Raw genomic sequence first — 22317 nt, 5'->3', positions numbered from 1 at the left:
AGGAGAGGGCTAGGGAGAGGTGGAGAATTTTTTGAACATTTTTCCTCATCTCCCTTGCGAAGCAGTGCTTTTCACCGCGGAGGGAGAAGGAGCTTAGGGGCTTAAATAATCTTACTTCTTCTTCCGCTTCGCGCGTTTCTTGGCTTGTTCAGCCGCAACTGCATCCAAAGCTTCTTTCAGTTCTTCATCCGTAAAGTCGGTGATGTGGTGCAGCATTTGTAGCTTCACTTCATCCAGTACCAAATCTGCATATTGAGCCACATTGGTTAGCTGCTCATCAAAGACAATCGCATTGTCTTCATTGGTACACAGATAACCTTTTTGGGTTAAGACTTTAATAAAGCTCTGGAATAGGGCTTTGTCGAAGAACTCAGGTGAGTTGAACTCATATAGCACAGACAGGCGCTGTCCCACCAGATAACTCAGCTCTTCGACCTGACGGGTCGAGATATTGCCAGAACCACGCTGGGTAATCAGTGCCAAAGTCATGTAATAACGTTCCAGACTTTGAGTCACGGGTGCAGCCAGAACTTCGAGCTGATGATGCGCTTCCGTATTCGGTGCAGGTGCAATCAGGTTTTCGCCATCTTGCGTGATCAGTTTCAAGGCAATTAAGCTATCAATATGGGCATTGACCTGATTTTGAATCTCATCTTCATGCCATTTTAAAAATAGCTCAGCTTTGAGGAACGGATATAGGGTGCTGCTGATATTGATCACATCATGACGGCGGATGGTGCCGTTATGTTCAGTCAGGGCTGCAATCAGGGATGGCAATATAAAAGTATGCACAATATTATTACGGAAGTAAGTTAGCAGAACCGCCTGATTATCCTCAATCGCAATAATATCTCCCAGTACATGCTTCACCCGTTTGATCAGTTTCAGCTTCATTGCATAGGCAATTATTTCTTTGCCTGACAGCGGTGTAACCTGCATGCGTTCATCATAAGGCAGGGCGGTGAGCAAGGTGCGATAGGTATCCAGCTGTTTGATACAGATTTCTTCATCCAGCGTATGTTTTGGTGTAGCCAGTAAGATTAAAGATAATAATGATACCGGATTGATCACGACCGCACTGTTGATATTTTCCAGAATGGCCTGTGCCGAGCTATTCACTGCATCAGAAACGGCTTGTGGAATCGGATCATCATTCTTTTCGATCTTGATATGTTCTGCGCCATGCTGTTTCAGAATATCATCCAGAAACACTGGGTTACCGAAGTTCAGGTGCACCTTGCCAAAAATGCGTTCAATCTTGCGCAGGGTTTTCAAAATACCAAAAATAGACTCAGCTTCTTTTGGCTTGCCACTCATTTCACCGACATAAGTGCCACCCTCCATCAGGCGTTCATAGCCAATATAGGTTGGCAAAAACACAATCGGTTTAGATTTGCCACGTAAATGACCATGTACGGTCATCGCCAGCATCCCGGTTTTTGGCGGAAGCAAACGACCGGTGCGTGAACGGCCGCCTTCAATAAAGTATTCCAGCGGGGTATTACGTGACAGGACGCTATACAGATATTCTTTGAACACCGTGGTATACAGGGCATTGCCGCGGAAAGTACGGCGAATAAAGAAAGCGCCACCACCACGTAAAATCTGACCGACAAAAGGCATATTGAGGTTATCGCCCGCAGCAATATACGGCACCATCAAGCCACGGCGATAGATCACATAAGACAATAATAAATAGTCAATGTGACTGCGGTGACATGGGGTATAGACAATTTCATAATCCTTGGCCAATTCACGCACGGTACTGAAATTATGGACTTCTACGCCGTCATAAAGCTGGGTCCATAAGCGGGTCAGGGCCTTGTCGGCAAAACGTACGGTAGAATGAGAATAATCGGAAACGATTTCGTTCAGATAACCAATCGCACGACGTTCAGATTCCAGCATCGAGATTTTGCTACGAATACTGTCATTGCGAATCGCTGCCTGTACATCGGGTGACTTGATCAGGCCATGCATGACATTACGGCGGTCGGACAGATCCGGCCCGAGAATGACTTCACGCTGACCATCCAGGTAATCATTTAAAGTGCTGACAATATAGGTGGCCGGCGCTGAATTTGGATGCGTCTCTTTGGCAAAGTTAATCAAGGTGCGTAAAGACTGCGGTTCATGAAACTCTAAATAAGACTGGCGACCATGCAGGCCGATATTGACCAGTTGCTTGACCCGGCTTGGTGTAGACCAGGTATCGGTAAATAGCAGTTTAAACCAAGAATCTTCTTTCTCCGGTTCACGTCCCCAAAGTACTGTTACCGGTACCAGTTCGACATCCAGCTCAGGATGCTGTTCCAGAATTTCAATCAGGCGTAACAGGCGCGGCGGGAAAGCATGCGGTGGTGAGCTCAGCAAATTATTTTCATCATGATGCTGTAAAAACAGTACCGATGCTTTTTCCTTGTTGTTTCCGAGTTGCATTGGATCAAGTGCAGCCGGTAATTTTAAGCGGCGTGTTTCTGCATCGACCACGAGCGCATTACTACGTGAATGGTTCTGTAAAACGTAGCAGACCAGCTTTTGCGATTCTGCTGTAGTCTGATCAGATTCAGGTGCTGTCACTTCACTTGGTACTTCCCCAAGAACATGAGGGGTAACCACAAGATCAAGTAACTTACTTGAAAGCTTGCGATACATTTGACCAAAGCCATTCTTGGACATAGCTGCTCCTAATTTTACTGACCAAAACCACAGGACTTCTGAGGGAATTTATTTTGCCGGTTTCTAAAGCGAAACAATATATCTTTTTTTAACAACTTCAACAGAAGTGCTTCAATTTTAGCGTGAAAGCAGGTGCTTTTCCTAGTCACTTATGACATCAGTATGACAGAACAGTCATGCAAACTTTAGAGTTTCGGTCTGATTTTGTGGCAGAATATTCCAGATCAATTATTTAGATCCTTTTTTCCATTTTGGGATATCTCCAATATTAGATAGGTTGCTTATGAATGCCTTAACACAGGAACTGGTCGAGCTGCTCAGCTTAGAAAAGTTAGAAGAAAACATTTTCCGGGGAATCAGCCGGAATCTGGTGGGCAAGCGCGTGTTCGGTGGGCAGGTTTTAGGGCAGGCACTACGCGCCGCGTCTTATACCACAGACCGTCCAGCACATTCATTACATGCCTATTTTTTGTTTGGCGGGGATGTCAATGCACCGATTATTTATGAAGTGGATCGTATCCGTGACGGCAAGAGCTTTGTCAGCCGTCAGGTGCGCGCTATTCAGCATGGCCGTACCATTTTCATGTGTATGGTGTCTTTCGCGCATCAGGAAGAAGGGCTAAATTACCAGATTTCAGAGCCTGAATATCCACCGGCAGAAAGCCTGAAAAATGAAGCGGAACTGATCAAACAGATTATTGAGTTTATTCCGGAAAATGTCCGTGCATCTTTCACTCGTGATCGTCATGTGGAAATTCGTCCGGTCAATCCGCAAAATCCATTCCAGCCTCAACCTGAAGCACCGTCTTATGCGCACTATATCCGTACGCATGACCGTATTGCTGCAGAAGTCGATCAGATCTCCTTGCATCAGGCTATTGCTGCTTTCTATTCTGATTTTACCTTGATGACCACAGCGCTTCGTCCACATGGTCTGAGCTATATCTCGCCAAGTTTGCAATGTGCCAGTATTGACCATGCCATGTACTTCCATAAACCGTTCCGTGCGGATGAGTGGATGCTTTACGATATGGATGCCACCCAAAGCGCCAGTTCGCGCGGCCTGAATTTTGGCCGGATGTGGCAGAACGGCGAGCTGGTCTGCAGTACCTCTCAGGAAGGCCTGATCCGCTTACGTGAAATCGAAACGCAGTAATTTTTTCTTGCTCAAAAAGCCGAATCCTAGATTGGATTTTTTGTTTTTAAGCCGGATGAAAAAGGCCATTTGATATCATGTCCTCACGCCGCGTTTATAAAATATTACTCGATTCTGTAGAATTCGCATGGCATAGTGCGGCTTAAGATCAATATTAAAAATGCATGAAAAGATGAGCTTAAATACGCAAATTCTAATTGCCGCCGTATTGGGGGTGCTGTTTGGATTTCTATTGACGATATTTCCGCAGACCTCATTTTTTGATGTCAGCTTATATGGCATCGGTATCGTCAGCAGCATTTTTATTGGCTTGTTAAAAATGCTGTTAGTGCCGCTGATTTTTAGCTCGATCGTGGTCGGCGTATCCAATCTGCAGGCGGGTGGGCAGCTAAGCCGCACCTGGAAAATCACCCTGATGTGCTGTGTGACCACCACTACCTTAGCACTCATTTTGGGGCTGGCGTGTGCGCATTTGTTTAATGTCGGTAAGGGTGTTGATGTGCTGATGTTCCAGGATGCTATGGCGCAACATCAAACACCGGATACGCTTACGCCATCTTCTTTCTTTACCAACTTTATTCAGAATACCCTGATCAATCCGTTTAAAGCATTTGCCGATGGGAATGTCTTGGCGGTGGTAGTCTTTGCCTTATTTGTGGGTGTAGCACTAGTCGCAGGTGGAGATAAATTCCGTACTGTGCGCAAGCTGAGTCACCAGTTTTTTGAAATCATGATGTTGATGATTGGCTGGGTGATGAAACTGGCACCGCTCGGTATTTTTGCCTTATTGGCTAAATTAATTGCCACTGAAGATGTTTCAGTTCTCAGTCGTCTGGCTGAATTCGCTGCGGTAGTCACCGGTACGACGATTTTTCATGGCATCGTGGTTTTGCCTTTATTGCTGTGGATTTTCGGCAAGATGGATCCGGTCACGTTCTTTAAAGGCACACGTGCTGCCTTGATTACTGCCTTTGCCACCAGTTCCAGTTCGGCCACCATGCCCTTGTCGATGAAATGCGCGCAGGAAAATTTAGGGGTACGTCCACATACTGCAGGCTTTGTGATTCCACTTGGTACACAGTTGAATATGGATGGTACGGCGCTGTATGAAGCAGCTGCAGCTCTGTTTATTGCCAATTTAATGGGGCTGGATCTGAGTCTGGGGCAGCAACTGGTGGTCTGTGCAACTGCGATGATTGCATCCTTAGGTGCACCGGGAATTCCGAGTGCCGGTATGGTGACCATGATTATGGTCTTGCAATCGGTTGGTTTACCTGCCGAGGCGATTGCCATTCTTTTACCGATCGACCGTTTACTGGATACCGTACGTACAGTGGTGAATGTTCAAGGGGATATGATGATCAGTGTGGTGGTGGACCGGCATACGCGTGAACCCGATCTTCAAGCTACAGATAGCTAAAACATTTAAAAAATAAAAAAAGCAGGCCATTGGTCTGCTTTTTTTATAAGGTAAGTTTTAATAAATCCAGAACGATCCCAGACCATTGCGGTGATATGGATCTTAATCCGGTGAATGCTTATTCTGATTCAATTCATCTGCCGCTTTAAGCTCGGATTGATCCTGCTCAAGTAATTCCAGCGGTTCTTCAGCTTCATTTAAATCATGAGTCGATACTTCAGCATGCTCAGAATCAGCTTCACTAAGCTCGAGCTCTTCAAGCGGTTCATCAGATTCATTCAAATCATGCGCTGATGCTTCCGGAATGCTGTCCAGATCATATTCAGATGCTTGATCTAAGGTAAAGTTCAAACGGCCACCCATGACGCTGGCCAGTTCTTCTAAACCTTGTTTGTTCATGGAGGAAAACAGTTGAATCGAGAAATCCAGCTTCATCTTTTTCAATGCCGCTTTGACTTCCTGCAAGGCTTTGGATGCAGGACCACGGTTTAGTTTATCTGACTTGGTTAACAAGACATGCACGAACAACTGGCGGGAATAAGCCCATTCCAGCATCATCACATCAAAGTGTTGCAGTGGATGGCGGATATCCATCAGCAATACCAGGCCTTGCAAGCTTTGACGGTGAATCAGGTAATTTTCCAGTTCTTTTTGCCAGACCAGTTTCATTTTTTCAGGCACAGCCGCATAACCATAACCGGGTAAGTCGACCAGACGCTGATCCGGATTGCCCAGGCTGAAAAAGTTGATCATCTGGGTACGGCCAGGTTTTTTCGATGCACGTGCCAACTGTTTCTGGTTGGTCAGGGCATTAATCGCACTAGACTTACCCGCATTCGAGCGGCCGGCAAAAGCAATTTCATAGCCTGTATCTTCTACACAAAGACTGAGTTTGGGTGCACTCATTAAAAATTCGGCTTTGCGTAGCCAGTTGAGTGCGCGCACAGAATATTCAGTAATGGCAGAATCAACTTTTTTCTCGTAGCTGATCTTTTGCTTAGGCGCATGGGCTGTCTTACTGTTTTTGGATTTTCCTCTGCTGTGGTGCATAACTCAACTTCAATAAATGATCTACAATGAAACATTATAAAGGAAGTCGCACAGGCAAGCGAACTTTGCCGCAAGAATAAGTCACAAGACATGACCCTGAAGACTTTAAAGATTAATCAGGCTGATCGGAGAATTTGTGCTGAAACGCGCATTTCGTGGCGTAATCACATCTTTAAGTACATAGTGATCCAGACTGCTATAAAACTGTTCCACGGCATCATCTAAAATGCCTTTTAAGCCACAGGTCGGACGTAATACGCAGGGTGGGCTATTGCATTCCACTACATTGTTGTCGCGTTGCAGGATCCGCACAATCTGTCCCAGCTGGAGGTTCAGGCTGGCCGGATTTAAACGTATGCCGCCACCTTTACCACGTATGGTAATCAGCCACTCCTGTTTCGCCATAAAATGCACGATTTTCATGGCATGATTTTGTGAAACCTGTAATCGCTCGGCAAGTTCTGCAATGGTATAGGGGAGATCACGTGGCTGTGCGACATACATCAGAATCCGAAGCGCATAGTCAGTGAATTTATTGAGTTGCATAAGGTCAACAGCTAGAAAATGAAAGAATTGAATGTTAAAAGCTCCACGAATGGAGCTTTTAATCAGAATCTGATGCTAGTCTAAACCGTTTTTGCAATTAAAGCTTGAGCGGGGCAGACACTTCAACTACATCACCAACTTTGTAGTGGTCGATCAGTGTCTGTGCAACCGAGAATGCGGTTGGATTTTCTTCCGCTTTCACAGTAATTTGATATTGCTCGTTTTGAGCCTGATCAAAGCTAAACTGTTGTGGTTGACGAATGTGCTGTTCAGGCACCTGTACACGTACTGAAATATGTTCACCGGCTTCAGCACTTGCAATCGCTGCACCATCTTTAGCTTTAAGTGTAAAGATTTTACCTGCGTCGGTATCATTCACTGCTGCTACTTCAAATTCGCGCCAGCCCGCCCAGCCACCATTTTCAGAAGCTAGGGTGGCATATTTAGATTTTTCCACACCAATCAAAATATCTGCCAGTTGCATATACGCTTCTTTCCAGGCTGCAATCAGGTCTGAGTCCATGGGTACATCTAAAACTTCGCTGATCGAGTGCAACAGATTCTCACCGACAATCGCATATTGATCCGGTTGAATATCCAGGCTGACATGTTTAGTGGTAATGCGTTCGATGGCTTTGGCCAAAACGCCCGGATTGGTAATGTTTTCGGCATAGGCAAGTACTGCGGCAGCCAAGGCACGTGGTTGACGGCCAGTACTTTGATGATCCATGTTGAAGGTGTTTTTCAACTCTGGATGGTTTTTCAGCATGCGGTTATAGAAATACGTGGTAAGTGCTACGCCGTTTTCACGTAAAACAGGAACAGTCGCTTGTACAAGTTCAATATGTTGTGGAGTCATGAGAGCTATCTACAGATGTTTTTTAAAAGATGTATTTAAATTACATCTTTTAAAACGGCTTTACAATAGCGCATAGTCATAAAACCATAAAAAAATTACGGGATATAAAAATATCCCATAAAAAGTGTGATGATGATCGGAAAAGGAGGGGGATTATTTGCGGCCAAACAGCGAACCCAGTAAGCCGCGCACAATTTTCTGCCCCGTACTCCCGCCCAGGCTGCGGGCAGCACTTTTGGCAAAGGTGCCGACAATATCCTGAGTCAGTTTTTCTCGTTGCTTGGCTGCGCGTTCAGCTTCTTTTTGCTGTTCTCGTGCCAGACGTTCCTGTTCTTTAATTTGCTGCTTGGCAAGAGCTTCTTGTTCCTTGCTTTGTTGTTTGGCAAATTCGGCGGCCTGAGCCTGTTGCTGGCGTTCTGCGACCTTGTTTTGCAGCATTTCGTGGGCGCTGTCCCGATCGACTGGCTGCTCATAAATACCGGCGACAATACTTTGCTGCATGAGAGCCTTGCGTTCTTCAAGCGAGATCGGTGTAAAGGATGAATGCGGCGGCATGACCCAGCCACGCTCTACAATTTGCGGAATGCCCTTTTCATCCAGGCAGCTAATTAGAGCCTCACCTACTGCTAACTCAGTAATCACCTGATCGACTTTAAATTCAGGATTGGCTCGGAAAGTCTCTGCTGCGGTTTTCACTGCTTTTTGATCTTTGGGAGTGAAAGCCCGCAAAGCATGTTGAACCCGATTGCCGAGCTGGCCTAAGACACTTTCCGGCAAGTCCAACGGATTTTGCGTGACAAAATAAATCCCTACACCTTTCGAGCGAATCAGGCGCACCACCTGCTCAATTTTATCCTGTAGGGCAGGGCTGGCATTATCAAACAAGAGATGGGCTTCATCAAAGAAAAACACCAGTTTAGGTTTGTCCAGATCGCCGACTTCGGGAAGCTGTTCAAACAGCTCGGAGAGCATCCAGAGCAAGAACGTGGCATATAGCTTAGGCGTATTCATCAGCTTGTCAGCCGCCAACAAATTGATATTGCCACGGCCCTGACTGTCCGTTTGTAAAAAGTCCATCAGATCCAGCGCCGGCTCGCCAAAAAACTGGTCACCGCCTTGGTCAGCCAGAGCTAACAAATTACGTTGAATCGCACCGAGACTGGCGGGTGAAAGATTGCCATATTCAGCTTTAAACTCAGCCGCATGCTCAGAGACATAACTCAGCATGGCTTTCAGGTCTTTAAAGTCGATTAGCAATAAACCCTGATCATCGGCAATCCGAAACACGGCAGATAAAACGCCTTCCTGGGTGTCATTCAGATTCAGTATTTGCGCCAGCAGCAGCGGGCCAATTTCAGAAATGGTAGTGCGAATCGGATGACCCTGTTCGCCAAATAAATCCCAAAACACCACTGGTGAGGCTGCAAAAGGAATGGACTCGATATTGAGACTTTTAATCCGTTCATCAAACTTGGGGCTGCTTTCACCTGCTTTGGCCAGGCTGGACACATCGCCTTTGGCATCGGCGAGGAATACAGGTACACCAATTCGAGAAAAGCTCTCCGCCAATACTTTTAAAGTCACAGTCTTTCCGGTACCAGTGGCACCTGCAATCAAGCCATGTCGATTGGCAAGTTGGGAATGCAGCACAATATCCTGTGTGGTATCCGCAGTTTTTTTAGCAATAACAATTGGTCTACCCATAGCTGTTCCTGTTATTTATTATTCGTTTTTAAGTTTTTTCATTTGTTCTAGTGCATGCTGAATATCTTGAATCAAATCTTCCGGATATTCCAGTCCAATACAGAAACGAACCAGCAAGCCGTCTTTTAAGTGTGAATGTTCCAGCACACGCATGTCTTTTAAGTTATATAGCATGACCAGACTGACAGGGCCACCCCAACTAAAGCCAAGCTTAAACAGTTTTAAGCTATCACAGAAATTCCGGATATCCTGCATTACGTATGTGCTGTCAAAGATCACGCTGACCAGGCCGGCACTATCACCTTGCTTGCAAATTTCTTTCCAGTACTGATGGCCTGCACTGTCCGGATCTGAAGGATGCAGCACCTGTACAAACTCGGTTTGCTGTTTAAGCCATGTCATTAATGTCAGCGCACTTTTCGACTGGTGTTCATAGCGAAGTTGCATCGAAGCCAGACTGCGTTGTACCTGTGCCACATCATCACCAGAAACACTAATGCCCTGAATGGCATGCGCACGGAACAGTTTGTGATGCAGGGTCTTATCTCGCGTAACCACTGAGCCCATCAGGATATCACCACCGCCGCTTGGATATTTGGTCAGAGCATGTACCGTCATATCTACACTTAAATGCTCTTCACTAAAATCAAAGGCATCAAAAGCCAGACCTGCGCCCCAGGTATTATCCAGTGCCGTCAGAATATGATGTGCCTGGGCTTTTTTCACCAAACCAGCCAGATCCGGAAATTCCAAAGTGACTGAGCCAGCAGCCTCGAGCCAGATCAGTTTGGCTTTATCTGTAGGCTGAAATGTATCAAGCTCTATGGAATTGTAGACTTTAACCGTAATTCCATAACGCTTTTCCAGATTGCGTAAATGCTCCATGTTTGGACCATAAATATTGTCAGCCACCCAAACCTCATCGCCCTGGCTTAAAAAGCAAGAATTCACGAGATTAATCGCGGATAAACCACTCGGTGCGAGCAGGTGATATAAACCACCTTCGAGCTGTGCGATGTTATCGCCCAGCGTAAAGGTCGTAGGCGTGCCATGCGTGCCATAACTATAATCATAGTCATCGGTCCAATGGCGATTAAACAGGGCATCGGTATTGTTAAAGATAATGGTCGATGCACGATAGAGGGGAGGCTGAATGGTGGAAATCGCTTGAGGAGCCTTTCGTGGTGCATGAATCAGGCGAGTTTGAGAGTCTTGTTTCACGTGAATGCGCTCAAATGTAATCAAATATTACTCTAGCTTAAGAGAATCTGTGACTCACTGCCAGTTACGTTGTGAATTGTTTAAAAACAACAAGTCTTATAAAAAGTTGGCTTCATTTTTGCAAAACCTAAATCTATATAGCTAATAAAATAGGTTGAGGAGCATGAAGTCGCATTTAAAAGTGCATTATTTTCAGCATATTGCTGGTGAAGGTTTTGGTAGTTGTTATGAATTTTTAAAGCAGCATCAGGCGCACATTACCGCGACTGAATTTTTTGCTTTACCCGTGGATCGGCCGCTGGAGATCGAGGCGCTGCCTGCAGTGGAAGAGGTGGATTTGCTGATCATTATGGGGGGAACCATGAGTGTGAATGATGAAGCAAATTTCCCTTGGTTAAAAATAGAAAAACGCTGGTTGCGTCGCTATCTTTCGCATGGTAAACCGGCAATTGGCCTGTGTCTGGGTGGGCAGTTGATTGCAAATGCTTTGGGTGCAGGTGTTAGTCGCAATCCAGAACAAGAACTGGGGTGGACCACGGTGCACAGAGTGGCGAATCTACCAGAGACGTGTTTTAGCCTGCCGGAGCAGTTTAATATTCTGCAATGGCACAATGAAACATTTGAATTGCCCAAAGGTGCAGTCCATCTGGCAGAAAATGAAGCCTGTCGTAATCAGATGTACCAGTTGGGCAGAAATGTATTGGGCTTCCAGTTTCATCCTGAAATCACGCCGGAAACCCTGGCATTGTTTTTGGAAAATGAAGAAGAGCTTGCGCAATTTTCAGGAAAATATGTGCAAAATTTATTTGAATTAAAAAAAACCACGAAGCAAAAATTTATTGAAGGAAATCAGATGTTAAATCGTGCTATAGAATATGTTTTGGCAAAAACTGCCTAATATTTAAACAATAAACTATTGTTTTAAGTCATAAATTGAAAACTTGGATAAAACCATAAAAGAGATTTGCTTATGCATTAAACAATGGCTATAATAAGCGACCCTTCAATAGGAAGGGGGTTAACTGCGAATAAAGTAGTTAACTATCGTTACAGTCGTGGCATCGATCATGACCTTAGTGATATTTCACTGCTCTTGACACTTGCCCATATAAAGTGGGGTGAGATGCGTCAAGAGTGATTCTTTATATATTTGGCTTGGAGTTTACTGGTATGTCTAACCAGAGAATTCGTATCCGTCTTAAGTCTTTTGATCATCGCCTGATTGATCAATCAGCTCAAGAAATCGTAGAAACCGCAAAACGTACTGGCGCACAAGTGTGTGGTCCAATTCCAATGCCAACACGCATTGAACGTTTTAACGTTTTAACATCACCACACGTAAACAAAGACGCGCGTGACCAGTACGAAATCCGTACTTACAAGCGTTTGATCGACATCGTTCAACCTACAGACAAAACTGTAGATGCATTGATGAAGTTAGATCTTGCAGCTGGTGTTGATGTTCAGATCGCATTGGGTTAAGGCTTTCGGGTTAATTAACACTCTAAGTTAATTAGGCCGCTTTTTTAGAGGTTTATGCACATGGCTATTGGTTTAGTCGGTCGCAAGTGCGGTATGACACGTATCTTTACAGATGCTGGTGTTTCTGTGCCTGTTACAGTGATTGAGGTTGATCCTAACCGCATCACTCAAATCAAAACGCTTGAAACTGATGGTTATCAAGCGATTCAAATCACTACTGGTGAACGTCGCGAATCTCGCGTAACTAACGCTCAGAAAGGCCACTTCGCGAAAGCGGGTGTTGCAGCTGGTCGTCTAGTTCAAGAATTCCGTGCTACAGAAGCTGATCTTGAAGGTCGTGAAGTTGGTGGTACGCTTACCGTTGAATTGTTCCAAGTTGGTCAAGTTGTTGACGTAACTGGTCAATCTAAAGGTAAAGGTTTCCAAGGTGGTGTTAAGCGTTGGAACTTCCGTACGCAAGATGCAACTCACGGTAACTCAGTTTCTCACCGTGTTTTAGGTTCTACTGGTCAAAACCAGACTCCTGGTCGCGTATTCAAAGGCAAAAAAATGGCTGGCCATTTAGGTGCTGAACGCGTAACTACACAGGGTCTTGAGATCGTTGCTATCGACACAGAACGTTCAGTTCTAGTTGTTAAAGGCGCGGTTCCTGGTGCTACTGGTGGCGACGTAATCGTTCGTCCTACGATCAAGGCCTGAGGGGAAATAACGTGAATTTAAATACTGTTTCCGGCTCTGCTGTTGAATTATCAGAAGTTGCGTTCGGTCGTGAATTTAATGAAGCTCTTGTTCACCAAGTGGTTACAGCTTATTTAGCTGGTGGCCGTCAAGGTTCAAAAGCTCAGAAATCACGTGCAGACGTTTCTGGCGGTGGTCGCAAGCCATTCCGTCAAAAAGGTACTGGCCGCGCTCGTGCTGGTTCTATTCGTAGCCCAATCTGGGTTGGCGGTGGTAAAACTTTTGCTGCTCGTCCACAAGACTGGTCTCAAAAAGTAAACCGTAAAATGTACCGCGGTGCTATGCAATGCATCCTAGCTGAACTTGTTCGTCAAGATCGCCTAGTTTTAGTTGAAGAGTTTGCTGTTGCAGCTCCAAAAACTAAAGAATTGCTTGCAAAACTTAACGACTTGAATGCGACTCGCGCATTGATCGTTACTGATGCTGTTGATGAGAACCTGTATCTTGCTGCGCGCAACATTCCACACGTTGATGTGGTTGATGCTGCTGCAATCGATCCGGTTAGCTTGATTGCGTTCGACAAAGTTGTTATGTCTGTAGCTGCTGCTAAGAAAATTGAGGTAGAACTCGGATGAACAACGAACGTATCTATCAAGTCCTGCAAGGACCTGTATTCTCAGAAAAAGCACAAGTTTTAGGTGAAACTGCTGGTGTTCAAGTGTTTAAAGTTGCATTAAATGCAAACAAGCTTGAAATCAAAAAAGCAGTGGAACAACTCTTTGGTGTGGAAGTTGTTAAAGTTAACACGACTATCACTAAAGGTAAGTCTAAACGCTTTGGTAAAACATTAGGACGTCGTTCTGATGTTAAAAAAGCATACGTCACCCTGAAAGCTGGCCAAGATGTTGAAATGGCTGACTTGGGCGATACCGCTGAAAGCACAGCGGAATAAGGACGAGAATTATGCCTATTCAAAAATGTAAGCCAACGTCTCCAGGACGTCGCTTTGTAGAGAAAGTGGTTCACGATCACCTTCACAAAGGCGCACCATACTCTCCGTTGGTTGAAGCTAAAAAACGTACTGGCGGCCGTAATAACAACGGTCACATCACGACTCGTCACGTTGGTGGCGGTCACAAGCAGCACTACCGTCTAGTTGACTTTAAACGTAACAAAGATGGTATTCCTGCAACTGTAGAGCGTATCGAATACGATCCTAACCGTACTGCACACATTGCACTTGTATTGTATGCTGATGGTGAGCGTCGTTATATCATCGCTCCTAAAGGCCTTCGCGCTGGCGATAAAGTACAGTCTGGTAACGATGCTCCAATTCGTCCAGGTAACTGCTTGCCGCTTCGCAACATGCCTATCGGTTCTACTCTTCACAACATCGAACTTAAAATCGGTAAAGGCGCGCAGTTAGCTCGTTCAGCTGGTACTTCAGTTCAGCTGTTGGGTCGTGACGGTTCTTACGCTATCGTTCGTCTGCGTTCAGGCGAGATGCGTAAAATTCACGTTGAATGCCGTGCTGTGTTAGGTGAAGTATCTAACTCAGAAAGCAACCTTCGTTCACTAGGTAAAGCGGGTGCATCACGCTGGCGTGGTGTTCGTCCTACCGTTCGTGGTATGGCGATGAACCCAGTTGACCATCCACATGGTGGTGGTGAAGGGCGTAACAAAGGTATTCAACCTGTAAGCCCATGGGGTCAAAAAGCTAAAGGGTACAAGACACGTACCAATAAGCGTACGACTAAGATGATTATTCGCGACCGTCGCGTTAAGTAACAAGTAAAGGAATCTGACAATGCCTCGTTCTCTGAAAAAAGGCCCATTCGTCGATGCGCACTTGTTCGCTAAGGTTGAAGCGGCTATCGCGGCTAATAACCGTAAGCCGATCAAAACTTGGTCGCGTCGTTCGATGATCCTCCCGGATTTTGTTGGTTTAACAATTTCTGTACACAATGGCCGTAACCACGTTCCTGTGATCGTTTCTGAGCACATGGTTGGTCACAAGCTTGGTGAATTTGCACCAACTCGTACCTATCGCGGTCACGGTGTTGACAAGAAATCTAAACGTTAATGGGTGCTATGATGGAAGTAACTGCTAAATTACGCGGTGCCGCTATCTCGGCACAAAAAGCTCGTTTGGTTGCAGATCTTATCCGCGGCAAATCTGTTGCGCACGCTCTTAACATCCTTAACTTCAGCAACAAAAAAGCTGCAGTTCTAGTTAAGAAAGCGTTGGAATCTGCGATTGCAAATGCTGAACACAATAACAGTTTAGATGTAGACGACCTTAAAGTTTCTACGATCTACGTTGATGAAGGCATGAGCCTGAAACGTATTATGCCACGTGCTAAAGGCCGTGCAGATCGTATTACTAAGCGTACTTGTCACATCACCGTTAAGGTAGGGGTTTGATATGGGTCAGAAGGTTCATCCAATCGGTATCCGCCTAGGTGTTGTGAAACGTCATAACGCTAACTGGTATGCGAATCCGAAACAATACGCTGAATACTTGCTTAAAGATCTTCAAGTTCGTGAGTTTTTGATCAAAAAACTTAAAAACGCGATGATCAGCAACATTCTTATCGAACGCCCTACAGGCGCTGCTAAAGTAACTATTAGCACTGCTCGTCCAGGTATCGTAATCGGTAAAAAAGGCGAAGATATTGAGAAACTACAACGCGAATTGACATCTATCATGGGTGTTCCTGCGCAAGTAAGTATCAATGAAATTGATCGTCCAGACTTAGACGCGCGTCTAGTTGCTGAAGCGATCGCTTCTCAATTAGAGAAACGTGTAATGTTCCGTCGTGCTATGAAGCGTGCGGTACAAAACACAATGCGTGCTGGTGCTAAAGGTATCAAAGTAGAAGTTTCAGGCCGTTTAGGTGGTGCTGAGATTGCTCGTACTGAGTGGTATCGTGAAGGTCGTGTACCTCTACATACGCTTCGTGCAGATATCGACTATGCGACTATGCGTGCTGAGACTACTTACGGTACGATCGGTGTTAAAGTTTGGATCTTCCGTGGTGAGATCTTGGGCGGCATGAAACAAGTCATGAACCCAGCTCCAGCAGAAGAGCGTCCAGCTAAACGCGGTCGTGGTCGTGGTGAAGGTCAAGAGCGTCGTGGTCGTCGCAATGATCGTTCTGCTGAAAAAGGAGAATAATCCATGTTGCAACCTAAGCGTACTAAATTCCGTAAAGTGCAGAAAGGCCGTAACACTGGTCTAGCACACCGCGGTAGCACAGTATCTTTCGGTACTATTGCACTTAAATCAGTTGAACGTGGTCAAATGACTGCGCGTCAAATTGAAGCAGCGCGTCGTACAATTAGCCGTCGTATTAAGCGTGGTGGTAAGATCTTTATCCGTGTATTCCCGGACAAGCCGATTACTTCTAAGCCTCTTGAAGTGCGTATGGGTAAAGGTAAAGGTTCTGTGGAATATTGGGTTTGCCAAATCAAACCAGGTAAAGTCTTGTACGAAATTGATGGTGTTAACGAAGAATTGGCTCGCGAAGCGTTTACGCTTGCAGCAGCTAAGCTTCCGTTTAAAACCGCTATCGTGACTCGGACGGTAATGTAATGAAAACTAAAGATCTACGTGAAAAGTCGGTAGAAGAGTTGACAGCTTTGCTTGATGAGCAACAGCTTAACCAATTCCGTCTTCGTATGGCGAAAGCAACTGGTCAATTGGGTAAATCGCATGAAGTTGCACTTACTCGTCAGACTATTGCTCGTATTAAGACCCTCCTTACCGAAAAACAGGGGAACGGACAATGAGTGATAAAACAGTCCGCACGTTAACTGGCAAAGTTGTAAGCGACAAGATGGATAAATCTATCGTTGTTCTTATTGAACGCCAAGTTCAACACCCGTTGTATGGCAAATTAATCCGCCGTTCAACAAAATTACATGCTCATGATGAGAACAACACAGCGAAAGCTGGTGATGTTGTAACCATTAAAGAAAGCCGCCCAATTTCTAAAACTAAGTCTTGGACTTTAGTTGAAGTTGTTGAAGCAGCTGCTGAGTAATTAACGTTCTTGTTGCATCATCGGTCAATTTCGAGTACTCTTTGAGCCTTTCGAAATTTCGACCGGTGTTGCTCGGTTTTGGAGTAGGGCAATGATTCAGACCGAAACTATGCTCGACGTAGCAGACAACAGTGGTGCACGCCGCGTACAATGTATTAAAGTACTTGGTGGCTCGCATCGTCGTTATGCTTCTGTTGGCGACATTATTAAAGTTACTGTAAAAGAAGCAATTCCACGCGCACGTGTTAAAAAAGGTGACGTGATGAATGCGGTTGTGGTTCGTACAAAATTCGGTATCCGTCGTGCAGACGGTTCAGTGATTCGTTTCGACGATAACGCTGCTGTTATTTTGAACAACAACAAAGCGCCGATTGCAACTCGTATTTTCGGACCAGTGACTCGTGAACTTCGTACTGAACAGTTCATGAAAATTATTTCATTGGCTCCTGAAGTTCTATAAGAGGCGATCATGGCTAAGATTAAAAAAGGCGATCAAGTAATTGTGATCGCAGGTAAAGAAAAAGGCAAACAGGGTACTGTTCTGTCTGTTTCTAATGACCGTGTTAAGGTTGAAGGCCTTAACTTGGTGAAGAAGCATCAGAAGCCGAACCGTGCTACAGGCGCTGAAGGTAGCGTTGTAACTCAGGAAGCTTCGCTTCATATTTCAAACGTGGCAGTTTTTAATGCTACAACCCAAAAGGCTGACCGTGTTGGTTACCAAGTGATTGATGGCGTGAAAACTCGCGTATTCAAATCAAATGGTGAATCAGTGGCGGTAGCGAAGTAATAGGTTGATATAGGCCATGGCCAGACTTAAAACACGTTACAACGACGAACTTAAAGCTCAATTACAAGAAGTATTGGGCGTTAAGAATGTGATGGAGATTCCTCGCATCACTAAAATCACGATCAACATGGGTGTTGGCGCAGCTGCTGCTGACAAAAAACTCCTTGATGGTGCTCTTTCAGATATGCAAGCTATCGCTGGTCAAAAACCAGTACTTACGTTAGCTCGTAAATCAATCGCTGGTTTTAAAATCCGTGATGGTTGGCCGATCGGTTGTAAAGTTACTTTACGCGGCGAACGTATGTACGAATTCTTGGACCGTTTGATCTCGATTGCGATCCCTCGTATCCGTGACTTCCGTGGTTTCTCTGCGAAATCATTCGACGGTCGTGGTAACTACTCAATGGGTCTTAAGGAACAAATCATGTTCCCTGAAATCGATTTTGACAAGATTGATCGTATTCGTGGTATGGATATTACCATTACTACGACTGCTCGCACCGATGACGAAGGCCGTGCGCTTATGCGTGCATTCGGCTTCCCGTTCAAATAAGAGGTCGATATGGCTAAGAAAGGTATGATTAATCGCGAATTGAAACGCGAAGCTACTGTTGCTAAATACGCTGCAAAACGTGCTGAATTAAAAGCTGTTATTGCAAACGTAAATGCATCAGACGAAGAACGTTTCGAAGCGATGATGAAATTACAAGCATTACCACGTAATGCATCTCCAGTACGTCTACGTAACCGTTGTGGTTTAACTGGTCGTCCTCATGGTTACTTCCGTAAGTTCGGTTTAAGCCGTAACAAATTACGTGAAACAGTAATGCAAGGTGATGTACCTGGCGTTGTTAAGGCAAGCTGGTAAGGAGCACTATAGATGAGTATGCAAGATACCGTTGCCGACATGCTAACACGTGTTCGTAACGCACAAATGGCAAAGAAACAAACTGTTTCTATGCCTAATTCTAAGTTGAAAGTAGCAATTGCTAACTTACTTCAACAAGAAGGTTATATTTCAAACGTAGAAGTTGCGGATGCTGAAGGCAAACCAACTCTTACTTTGACTTTAAAGTATTTCGAAGGCAAACCAGTTATCGAAACTGTGAAACGCGTAAGCCGTCCAGGTCTACGTCAGTATCGCGGTAAAGATGCACTTCCTAGCGTTAAGCAAGGTTTAGGTATTGCAATTGTTTCTACAAGCAAAGGCATCATGACTGATCGCGCTGCACGTGCTGCAGGCGTTGGTGGTGAAGTTATTGCTTTTGTTTCTTAATAGGTGATTCCTCATGTCTCGTGTGGCTAAAGCCCCAGTAACTGTACCTAACGGTGTAACAGTTACTCAGAACGGCCGGCAGGTCGAAGTGAAAGGCACTAAAGGTACATTGTCTTTCAACCTGCATGCGCTGGTCGAGCTTAAACAGGAAGACGGTATTCTAGCTATTGCTCCAGTACAAGAGTCAAAAGACGCTTGGATGCAAGCTGGTACTGCTCGCGCTGTGCTTAACAACCTTGTAAAAGGTGTTAGCGAAGGTTTCGAACGTAAGTTACAGCTTATCGGTGTTGGTTATAAAGCTGCGGTTAAAGGTGACGTTGTTCATCTTAACCTTGGTTTCTCTCACCCGATCGATTATGCACTTCCTGCAGGTGTAACTGCTGAAACTCCAACTGCAACTGAAATCATTCTTAAATCTGCTGATAAAGCAGCTTTAGGACAGGTTGCTGCAGATATCCGTGGTTACCGTCCACCAGAGCCATATAAAGGCAAAGGTGTTCGTTATTCTGACGAAGTTGTACTTCGTAAAGAAGCTAAGAAGAAATAAGGCGCGAGGTTCTTATGAACGAAAAGAAACAATCCCGTTTGCGTCGTGCGAAAAGCACACGCTTGCACATCCGTGCATTGGGTGCGACTCGTTTGTGTGTAAACCGCACTCCGCGTCACATCTATGCTCAAGTTATCTCTGCAGATGGTGGCAAAGTATTAGCGCAAGCTTCTACTTTAGACGCTACTCTACGTGCGGGTACAACTGGTAACGTTGAAGCAGCTCAAAAAGTAGGTGCTTTAATCGCAGAACGCGCTAAAGCAGCTGGTGTTACTAAAGTTGCATTTGACCGTTCTGGTTTTAAATATCATGGTCGTATCAAAGCCTTGGCTGATGCTGCTCGTGAAAACGGCTTGGAGTTCTAATCATGGCTAAAGTTGAACAAAACGAAGGTCTTGTTGAAAAGCTGGTTGCCGTTGATCGTGTAGCCAAAGTTGTTAAGGGTGGTCGTATCTTCTCTTTCACAGCATTAACTGTTGTGGGTGATGGTAATGGTCGCGTAGGTTTTGGTCGTGGTAAAGCACGTGAAGTTCCAGCTGCTATCTCTAAAGCACTTGAAGCTGCTCGTCGCAATATGATTACTGTTGACCTTGTTGATGGTACGTTACAGCACCCAATTCATGCACGTCACGGCGCTAGCCGCGTATTCATGCAACCTGCCTCTGAAGGTACAGGTGTAATTGCTGGTGGCGCTATGCGTGCAGTTCTAGAAGCTGTAGGCGTACGTAACGTGTTGACTAAATGCCGTGGTTCTACTAACGCTGCTAACGTAGTAAACGCAACTTTCAATGGTTTGCGTGATATGACTACTCCTGAAAAGGTTGCTGCGAAACGTGGTCTTTCAGTAGAACAAATTCAAGGGTAATCAATCATGAAAACGATTAAAGTTACCCAGACTAAATCTGCATCGCACCGCTTGAAAAATCACAAGCTTAGCCTGCAAGGTTTAGGTCTGCGTCGTATTGGTCATACTGTAGAAGTGTTAGACACACCTTCTAACCGTGGTATGATCAACCAAGTCTACTATATGGTTAGTGTAGAGGAATAAGCCATGACTCTGCGTTTAAATACAATTGCACCTGCAGAAGGTGCTAAACGTGACAACCTTCGTTTAGGCCGTGGTATCGGTTCTGGCGTTGGTAAGACCGGTGGCCGTGGTGTCAAAGGTCAAAACTCACGTAAGAGCGGTGGTACTCGTCCAGGTTTCGAAGGCGGTCAAACAGCACTTTATCGTCGTTTGCCTAAATTCGGCTTCACTAGCCAATTGGCTTTGAAAACTGCTGAAGTACGTTTATCTGAGCTTGCTAAAGTTGAAGGTGACATCGTGTCTCTTGAAACTTTAAAAGCTGCGAACGTTGTACGTAAAGACATGATCCGTGCTCGTATCGTACTTTCTGGTGAAATTACTCGTGCATTCACTGTTCAAGGTGTTGCATTGACTAAAGGCGCTAAAGCTGCTGTTGAAGCTGCTGGCGGCAAAGTCGAGGAGTAATCCCCAGTGTCTATGACTCCTAGTTCTTCAGGTCATGTCAACATGATGAAAGGCCAACCATTTCATGTGAAATACCGTGAAATTATTCGTCGAATGATGTTTCTCATTGGTGCGTTGTTGGTGTTTCGACTAGGAGCGCATATTCCAGTACCAGGCATCAATAATGCTGCGTTAGAAAACTTGTTTAATGCAAACCAAGGTACCATCCTTGGTTTGTTTAACATGTTTTCTGGTGGTGCATTAGAACGAATGTCTATTCTTGCTCTCGGGATCATGCCATACATCTCTGCGTCGATTATCGTGCAGTTGATGTCAACTGTGGTTCCTTCGCTGGAAGCTTTAAAGAAAGAAGGCGAGCAAGGCAAACGTAAAATTAATCAATACACACGACAAGGTACATTATTCTTAGCGCTGGTACAGGCGATAGGTATGTGTGCAGGCCTGATCAGTCAGGGGATTACCCTGAATACTGGTTTGGCTTTTTATGTTCCTGCAGTAACCTCACTGGTTGCGGGGACCATGTTCTTGATGTGGTTGGGTGAACAGATTACCGAGCGTGGGGTGGGAAATGGTATTTCCATGATCATCTTCGCGGGTATTGTTGCCGGATTGCCTAATCTGATTATGCAATCTTTCTCCTCTGTAGATAATGGCCAGACCAGCCTGATTGGCTTGGTAATTTTTGGTTTGTTATCTTTGGGTGTTTTGGCAGCGATCGTGTTTATTGAGAAAGCGCAGCGTCGTATTCCGGTAAACTATGCTCAAAAACAACAAGGTCGTCGTGTATTTACTGCACAGCAGACACATTTGCCATTAAAAATTAATATGGCGGGTGTGATTCCGGCAATTTTTGCCAGCTCATTGCTTTTGTTCCCTGCGAGCTTAGGTCAGTGGGTGGGTAGTGCAGATCCAAATGCTGGATTTATTAAGCGTAGCCTGCAAGATGTCGCATTGGTATTGTCGCCTGGTCAGCCGTTGTATTTGGTGCTCTTTGGTGCGTTAATTATCTTTTTCTGTTACTTCTATACAGCACTGGTATTTAGTCCTAAAGAAGTGTCAGAGAACTTGAAACGCAGCGGAGCTTACGTGCCTGGTATACGTCCAGGTGAGCAAACTGCTCGTTACTTAGATCATATTCTCAATCGTTTGACCTTTATTGGCGCGATTTACATCGCAGTCATTTGTTTGATGCCGATGGTATTGCAAAGTTCATTTGGTATTCCATTCTATTTGGGTGGTACCTCTTTGCTGATTGTTGTGGTAGTGGTGATGGACTTTATGGCTCAGCTGCAATCACACCTCACTTCGCACCAATACGATAATCAAACGTTAATGAGAAAAACGACTGCTCATCCTAAGGGATAAGCGCACTTG

At 45.1% G+C, this 22317-nt stretch carries 29 protein-coding genes and 2 pseudogenes; 25 read left to right on the top strand and 6 right to left on the bottom strand.

Translation table 11 applies throughout. From position 1 onward, the window contains the following. Positions 1 to 111: 111 nt before the first annotated feature. Entirely contained in the window at positions 112 to 2679 is a 2568-nt protein-coding gene (gene plsB, locus J7649_RS08480; RefSeq protein ID WP_219307384.1) for a glycerol-3-phosphate 1-O-acyltransferase PlsB, read from the bottom strand. Positions 2680 to 2962: 283 nt separating this feature from the next. On the opposite strand from plsB, the gene J7649_RS08475 reads away from it, so the two are divergent. Together J7649_RS08475 and J7649_RS08470 are read left to right on the top strand one after the other, a co-directional pair. Then, a complete protein-coding gene (locus tag J7649_RS08475) occupies positions 2963 to 3835 on the top strand; it encodes an acyl-CoA thioesterase (protein WP_004645045.1) in 873 nt (290 codons plus the stop codon). Between the two features lie 172 nt (positions 3836 to 4007). Then, positions 4008 to 5255: a dicarboxylate/amino acid:cation symporter gene (locus J7649_RS08470; protein ID WP_228738632.1), complete on the top strand. Its 1248-nt coding sequence runs from the start codon at positions 4008 to 4010 to the stop codon at positions 5253 to 5255. Positions 5256 to 5528: 273 nt separating this feature from the next. On the opposite strand, the pseudogene yihA reads toward J7649_RS08470, so the two are convergent. The 5 genes and pseudogenes from yihA to J7649_RS08445 form a co-directional block, all read right to left on the bottom strand. Continuing rightward, positions 5529 to 6305: pseudogene (gene yihA, locus J7649_RS08465) on the bottom strand (ribosome biogenesis GTP-binding protein YihA/YsxC); the annotation flags it as partial. Positions 6306 to 6410: 105 nt separating this feature from the next. Beyond that, the gene (locus tag J7649_RS08460; RefSeq protein ID WP_219307377.1) at positions 6411 to 6851 is read right to left on the bottom strand and encodes an RrF2 family transcriptional regulator; all 441 of its coding nucleotides are present in this window, start codon (positions 6849 to 6851) and stop codon (positions 6411 to 6413) included. A 97-nt stretch (positions 6852 to 6948) separates the two neighbouring features. Beyond that, positions 6949 to 7710 carry a globin domain-containing protein gene (locus J7649_RS08455; RefSeq protein WP_004281516.1) on the bottom strand — a complete coding sequence of 254 codons (762 nt, stop codon included), beginning with the start codon at positions 7708 to 7710 and terminating at the stop codon, positions 6949 to 6951. Positions 7711 to 7863: 153 nt separating this feature from the next. Then, complete coding sequence (locus tag J7649_RS08450) at positions 7864 to 9414, bottom strand: helicase HerA-like domain-containing protein (protein ID WP_219307375.1); 1551 nt, start codon at positions 9412 to 9414, stop codon at positions 7864 to 7866. Between the two features lie 18 nt (positions 9415 to 9432). Then, positions 9433 to 10635 (bottom strand): PLP-dependent transferase, encoded by a 1203-nt coding sequence (locus J7649_RS08445; RefSeq protein WP_219307373.1) that lies wholly within the window; start codon positions 10633 to 10635, stop codon positions 9433 to 9435. 163 nt (positions 10636 to 10798) lie between these two features. Here J7649_RS08445 and J7649_RS08440 point away from each other — a divergent pair, with 163 nt between their 5' ends. The 23 genes and pseudogenes from J7649_RS08440 (at position 10799) to secY (ending at position 22308) form a co-directional block, all read left to right on the top strand. Continuing rightward, positions 10799 to 11533, top strand: coding sequence for a type 1 glutamine amidotransferase (locus J7649_RS08440; RefSeq protein ID WP_005108602.1), 735 nt, complete (start codon positions 10799 to 10801; stop codon positions 11531 to 11533). A gap of 272 nt (positions 11534 to 11805) precedes the next feature. Then, positions 11806 to 12117, top strand: a complete 312-nt coding sequence (gene rpsJ, locus J7649_RS08435; RefSeq protein WP_000070912.1) for a 30S ribosomal protein S10 — start codon at positions 11806 to 11808, stop codon at positions 12115 to 12117. 60 nt (positions 12118 to 12177) lie between these two features. Continuing rightward, on the top strand, positions 12178 to 12816 hold the full coding sequence (gene rplC, locus J7649_RS08430; protein WP_004645054.1) for a 50S ribosomal protein L3: 639 nt from the start codon (positions 12178 to 12180) through the stop codon (positions 12814 to 12816). An 11-nt stretch (positions 12817 to 12827) separates the two neighbouring features. Next, positions 12828 to 13430, top strand: a complete 603-nt coding sequence (rplD, locus tag J7649_RS08425) for a 50S ribosomal protein L4 (protein ID WP_004281511.1) — start codon at positions 12828 to 12830, stop codon at positions 13428 to 13430. Then, complete coding sequence (rplW, locus tag J7649_RS08420; RefSeq protein WP_004281510.1) at positions 13427 to 13747, top strand: 50S ribosomal protein L23; 321 nt, start codon at positions 13427 to 13429, stop codon at positions 13745 to 13747. Before rplD ends, rplW begins: the two co-directional genes overlap by 4 nt. A gap of 11 nt (positions 13748 to 13758) precedes the next feature. Next, the gene (rplB, locus tag J7649_RS08415) at positions 13759 to 14583 is read left to right on the top strand and encodes a 50S ribosomal protein L2 (RefSeq protein WP_004281509.1); all 825 of its coding nucleotides are present in this window, start codon (positions 13759 to 13761) and stop codon (positions 14581 to 14583) included. Positions 14584 to 14602: 19 nt separating this feature from the next. Then, positions 14603 to 14878 (top strand): 30S ribosomal protein S19, encoded by a 276-nt coding sequence (rpsS, locus tag J7649_RS08410; RefSeq protein WP_004281508.1) that lies wholly within the window; start codon positions 14603 to 14605, stop codon positions 14876 to 14878. An 11-nt stretch (positions 14879 to 14889) separates the two neighbouring features. After that, entirely contained in the window at positions 14890 to 15219 is a 330-nt protein-coding gene (gene rplV / locus J7649_RS08405; RefSeq protein ID WP_001982638.1) for a 50S ribosomal protein L22, read from the top strand. A gap of 1 nt (position 15220) precedes the next feature. Further along, positions 15221 to 16037: pseudogene (rpsC, locus tag J7649_RS08400) on the top strand (30S ribosomal protein S3). Beyond that, entirely contained in the window at positions 15977 to 16390 is a 414-nt protein-coding gene (rplP, locus tag J7649_RS08395) for a 50S ribosomal protein L16 (RefSeq protein ID WP_004281506.1), read from the top strand. The pseudogene rpsC and the gene rplP overlap by 61 nt, the downstream one beginning before the upstream one ends. Further along, entirely contained in the window at positions 16390 to 16587 is a 198-nt protein-coding gene (gene rpmC / locus J7649_RS08390; RefSeq protein WP_004281505.1) for a 50S ribosomal protein L29, read from the top strand. Before rplP ends, rpmC begins: the two co-directional genes overlap by 1 nt. Beyond that, positions 16584 to 16841 carry a 30S ribosomal protein S17 gene (gene rpsQ / locus J7649_RS08385; protein WP_004281504.1) on the top strand — a complete coding sequence of 86 codons (258 nt, stop codon included), beginning with the start codon at positions 16584 to 16586 and terminating at the stop codon, positions 16839 to 16841. The genes rpmC and rpsQ overlap by 4 nt, the downstream gene beginning before the upstream one ends. A gap of 91 nt (positions 16842 to 16932) precedes the next feature. Next, the gene (gene rplN, locus J7649_RS08380) at positions 16933 to 17301 is read left to right on the top strand and encodes a 50S ribosomal protein L14 (protein ID WP_004281503.1); all 369 of its coding nucleotides are present in this window, start codon (positions 16933 to 16935) and stop codon (positions 17299 to 17301) included. Positions 17302 to 17310: 9 nt separating this feature from the next. Continuing rightward, positions 17311 to 17628 carry a 50S ribosomal protein L24 gene (rplX, locus tag J7649_RS08375; RefSeq protein WP_004281502.1) on the top strand — a complete coding sequence of 106 codons (318 nt, stop codon included), beginning with the start codon at positions 17311 to 17313 and terminating at the stop codon, positions 17626 to 17628. A 16-nt stretch (positions 17629 to 17644) separates the two neighbouring features. Continuing rightward, positions 17645 to 18181 (top strand): 50S ribosomal protein L5, encoded by a 537-nt coding sequence (rplE, locus tag J7649_RS08370; protein WP_004645057.1) that lies wholly within the window; start codon positions 17645 to 17647, stop codon positions 18179 to 18181. Positions 18182 to 18190: 9 nt separating this feature from the next. Then, positions 18191 to 18496 (top strand): 30S ribosomal protein S14, encoded by a 306-nt coding sequence (gene rpsN / locus J7649_RS08365; RefSeq protein WP_004732275.1) that lies wholly within the window; start codon positions 18191 to 18193, stop codon positions 18494 to 18496. Between the two features lie 12 nt (positions 18497 to 18508). After that, positions 18509 to 18904 carry a 30S ribosomal protein S8 gene (gene rpsH, locus J7649_RS08360; RefSeq protein WP_004281499.1) on the top strand — a complete coding sequence of 132 codons (396 nt, stop codon included), beginning with the start codon at positions 18509 to 18511 and terminating at the stop codon, positions 18902 to 18904. A gap of 13 nt (positions 18905 to 18917) precedes the next feature. Continuing rightward, complete coding sequence (gene rplF / locus J7649_RS08355; RefSeq protein ID WP_004645059.1) at positions 18918 to 19451, top strand: 50S ribosomal protein L6; 534 nt, start codon at positions 18918 to 18920, stop codon at positions 19449 to 19451. A gap of 14 nt (positions 19452 to 19465) precedes the next feature. After that, on the top strand, positions 19466 to 19816 hold the full coding sequence (gene rplR / locus J7649_RS08350; protein WP_004281497.1) for a 50S ribosomal protein L18: 351 nt from the start codon (positions 19466 to 19468) through the stop codon (positions 19814 to 19816). Between the two features lie 2 nt (positions 19817 to 19818). After that, positions 19819 to 20316 (top strand): 30S ribosomal protein S5, encoded by a 498-nt coding sequence (gene rpsE, locus J7649_RS08345; protein WP_004281496.1) that lies wholly within the window; start codon positions 19819 to 19821, stop codon positions 20314 to 20316. 6 nt (positions 20317 to 20322) lie between these two features. Beyond that, the gene (gene rpmD, locus J7649_RS08340) at positions 20323 to 20499 is read left to right on the top strand and encodes a 50S ribosomal protein L30 (RefSeq protein WP_004281495.1); all 177 of its coding nucleotides are present in this window, start codon (positions 20323 to 20325) and stop codon (positions 20497 to 20499) included. 3 nt (positions 20500 to 20502) lie between these two features. Beyond that, entirely contained in the window at positions 20503 to 20943 is a 441-nt protein-coding gene (gene rplO, locus J7649_RS08335) for a 50S ribosomal protein L15 (RefSeq protein WP_004281494.1), read from the top strand. A 45-nt stretch (positions 20944 to 20988) separates the two neighbouring features. Then, positions 20989 to 22308: a preprotein translocase subunit SecY gene (secY, locus tag J7649_RS08330; protein WP_171054339.1), complete on the top strand. Its 1320-nt coding sequence runs from the start codon at positions 20989 to 20991 to the stop codon at positions 22306 to 22308. The last annotated feature ends 9 nt before the right edge of the window (positions 22309 to 22317 follow it).

The organism is Acinetobacter lwoffii, from assembly GCF_019343495.1.
Classification (GTDB): Bacteria; Pseudomonadota; Gammaproteobacteria; order Pseudomonadales; family Moraxellaceae; genus Acinetobacter; species Acinetobacter lwoffii_P.
Note: the sequence above shows the minus strand (reverse complement) of the source record. Positions and strands in the feature narration are given on the sequence as shown.

Coding starts and splice junctions, on each gene's coding strand:
- plsB (WP_219307384.1), bottom strand. CDS start 2,679: ATGTCCAAGAATGGCTTTGGTCAAATGTATCGCAAGCTTTCAAGTAAG.
- J7649_RS08475 (WP_004645045.1), top strand. CDS start 2,963: ATGAATGCCTTAACACAGGAACTGGTCGAGCTGCTCAGCTTAGAAAAG.
- J7649_RS08470 (WP_228738632.1), top strand. CDS start 4,008: ATGAGCTTAAATACGCAAATTCTAATTGCCGCCGTATTGGGGGTGCTG.
- J7649_RS08460 (WP_219307377.1), bottom strand. CDS start 6,851: ATGCAACTCAATAAATTCACTGACTATGCGCTTCGGATTCTGATGTAT.
- J7649_RS08455 (WP_004281516.1), bottom strand. CDS start 7,710: ATGACTCCACAACATATTGAACTTGTACAAGCGACTGTTCCTGTTTTA.
- J7649_RS08450 (WP_219307375.1), bottom strand. CDS start 9,414: ATGGGTAGACCAATTGTTATTGCTAAAAAAACTGCGGATACCACACAG.
- J7649_RS08440 (WP_005108602.1), top strand. CDS start 10,799: ATGAAGTCGCATTTAAAAGTGCATTATTTTCAGCATATTGCTGGTGAA.
- rpsJ (WP_000070912.1), top strand. CDS start 11,806: ATGTCTAACCAGAGAATTCGTATCCGTCTTAAGTCTTTTGATCATCGC.
- rplC (WP_004645054.1), top strand. CDS start 12,178: ATGGCTATTGGTTTAGTCGGTCGCAAGTGCGGTATGACACGTATCTTT.
- rplW (WP_004281510.1), top strand. CDS start 13,427: ATGAACAACGAACGTATCTATCAAGTCCTGCAAGGACCTGTATTCTCA.
- rplB (WP_004281509.1), top strand. CDS start 13,759: ATGCCTATTCAAAAATGTAAGCCAACGTCTCCAGGACGTCGCTTTGTA.
- rpsS (WP_004281508.1), top strand. CDS start 14,603: ATGCCTCGTTCTCTGAAAAAAGGCCCATTCGTCGATGCGCACTTGTTC.
- rplV (WP_001982638.1), top strand. CDS start 14,890: ATGGAAGTAACTGCTAAATTACGCGGTGCCGCTATCTCGGCACAAAAA.
- rplP (WP_004281506.1), top strand. CDS start 15,977: ATGTTGCAACCTAAGCGTACTAAATTCCGTAAAGTGCAGAAAGGCCGT.
- rpmC (WP_004281505.1), top strand. CDS start 16,390: ATGAAAACTAAAGATCTACGTGAAAAGTCGGTAGAAGAGTTGACAGCT.
- rpsQ (WP_004281504.1), top strand. CDS start 16,584: ATGAGTGATAAAACAGTCCGCACGTTAACTGGCAAAGTTGTAAGCGAC.
- rplN (WP_004281503.1), top strand. CDS start 16,933: ATGATTCAGACCGAAACTATGCTCGACGTAGCAGACAACAGTGGTGCA.
- rplX (WP_004281502.1), top strand. CDS start 17,311: ATGGCTAAGATTAAAAAAGGCGATCAAGTAATTGTGATCGCAGGTAAA.
- rplE (WP_004645057.1), top strand. CDS start 17,645: ATGGCCAGACTTAAAACACGTTACAACGACGAACTTAAAGCTCAATTA.
- rpsN (WP_004732275.1), top strand. CDS start 18,191: ATGGCTAAGAAAGGTATGATTAATCGCGAATTGAAACGCGAAGCTACT.
- rpsH (WP_004281499.1), top strand. CDS start 18,509: ATGAGTATGCAAGATACCGTTGCCGACATGCTAACACGTGTTCGTAAC.
- rplF (WP_004645059.1), top strand. CDS start 18,918: ATGTCTCGTGTGGCTAAAGCCCCAGTAACTGTACCTAACGGTGTAACA.
- rplR (WP_004281497.1), top strand. CDS start 19,466: ATGAACGAAAAGAAACAATCCCGTTTGCGTCGTGCGAAAAGCACACGC.
- rpsE (WP_004281496.1), top strand. CDS start 19,819: ATGGCTAAAGTTGAACAAAACGAAGGTCTTGTTGAAAAGCTGGTTGCC.
- rpmD (WP_004281495.1), top strand. CDS start 20,323: ATGAAAACGATTAAAGTTACCCAGACTAAATCTGCATCGCACCGCTTG.
- rplO (WP_004281494.1), top strand. CDS start 20,503: ATGACTCTGCGTTTAAATACAATTGCACCTGCAGAAGGTGCTAAACGT.
- secY (WP_171054339.1), top strand. CDS start 20,989: ATGAAAGGCCAACCATTTCATGTGAAATACCGTGAAATTATTCGTCGA.